We start from the raw sequence: 1,552 nt of genomic DNA, 5'->3' as shown, positions 1-1,552 counted from the left end.
CTCGCAGCTGTCGGCTTAATCGACTCCATCATGACCTTACACCTTGCTGATGAACTCACAGAAACTCGAGGAAATGGCAATCGTGAGTCTGTAGCACAAGGAGGTGCCAATATTCTCAATGGTTTATTTGGTGGTATGGGAGGCTGCGCTATGATTGGACAATCGATTATTAACGTAGACTCTGGTGGTCGTGGTCGATTATCAGGTGTAGTTGCTGCCATTGCCCTTCTATGCTTTGTACTATTTGGAGCGCCACTAATAGAGCAGATTCCTATAGCTGCCCTAGTTGGTGTTATGTTTATGGTTGTTATTGGAACGTTCGCTTGGTCGAGCTTTAGAATACTTCGTAAAATTCCATTATCCGACGCCATCGTCTTAATTGCAGTTTCTGGAATCACCGTATGGAAAGATTTAGCTGTAGCGGTTATTGCAGGTGTCATTATTTCAGCTTTAGTATTTGCCTGGAAAAATGCAACTATGATTAGAGCTAGAAAGCGCATGCAAAAGGATGGAACTAAAACTTATGAAATTTGGGGTCCACTTTTCTTTGGATCTATTCAAAACTTTAACTCTAAGTTCGATATTAAAAATGACCCATCAAAAGTCGAAATAGATTTTATTGAATCTCGTGTAACCGATCATTCGGCATTAGAAGCTATTTTTAATTTAGTAAACAAGTATGAAGCAGAAGGAAAGTCTATTAAGCTTAAACATCTCAGTAAAGACTGTAAAGTTCTATTGCGAAAAGCAAGTCCTAAGTTCGAAGAAGTCATTATAGAGGATGTAGACGACCCAAGATATCATTTAACTGCTGATCCAGAAAAATTTACAAAACCATTGTCAGAATACACTTTGAAGTAATAGTTTACATCTGAACATTTTTGTCCTCAGGAAATTGACTTGGAATCTGGTTAGGATCTTCATCTAACATTTGTCTTAAATCAATTTCAATACCTCTTGCAATTGTAGAAATAGGTACATCGTTTGGACCGCCTTCAAAAGGATTTTCACCTGTCCTTGCTAAACGCTCCATAGTATGAAATGCCCAAGATACAGTTGCACAAAATGGTATAGCAATCCATATAAAAAACTGTCCTATAAGAAAGAAGTCATCGACCATAGTCTCACCAATCTCGGCAAATTCAGGAATTAAACCAAAAGGTAAAAGAATGGCAAAAACACGCGTTAAATACAATCCCAAACTAGCATATTGTCTTGGATAAGGAAAGTTCTTTATACGTTCTGATTTTCCTTGGTGCGTAAAAAGTGACTCAAGAACATTCTCTAGTTCTAAAAATGCAAATTCCCATATCAAGCCTTTATCTTTTAGTGCTCTAATATGTTTGGATTGTAAATACAGTATTGCAGTCTGCTTGTTGTTTTTTGATAAGATATACTTGAGTTCCTCTTCTGACAAGTACATCATTAAATTATCTTCCAATTAATCTTTTTGAGGCATATATTGTGTTGGTAGGGTTAGTATCAGCTTGTCTTTTTGCTGGATCTCCACATATTCTTTATCCATCTGCAGTAAAAGCAACAATAGAAGGAG

General features: G+C 37.0%; 2 protein-coding genes and 1 pseudogene. 1 reads left to right on the top strand and 2 read right to left on the bottom strand.

Features of this window, described 5'->3' with window-relative positions; all coding sequences use genetic code 11:
• Positions 1-861, top strand: an 861-nt coding sequence (locus HRU49_RS14655) for a SulP family inorganic anion transporter (protein WP_296358475.1), incomplete at its 5' end; no start/stop codon positions are given.
• 4 nt (positions 862-865) lie between these two features.
• Here the strand turns inward: HRU49_RS14655 and HRU49_RS14650 are convergent.
• Complete coding sequence (locus HRU49_RS14650; protein WP_296358478.1) at positions 866-1,423, bottom strand: bestrophin family ion channel; 558 nt, start codon at positions 1,421-1,423, stop codon at positions 866-868.
• A 13-nt stretch (positions 1,424-1,436) separates the two neighbouring features.
• A pseudogene (locus tag HRU49_RS14645) lies at positions 1,437-1,552 on the bottom strand (Hsp70 family protein); the annotation flags it as partial.

Source organism: Winogradskyella sp. (assembly GCF_013213975.1).
GTDB lineage: Bacteria > Bacteroidota > Bacteroidia > Flavobacteriales > Flavobacteriaceae > Winogradskyella.
The sequence above is the reverse complement of the archived record's forward strand: the minus strand, read 5'-3'. Positions and strand labels throughout refer to the sequence as shown.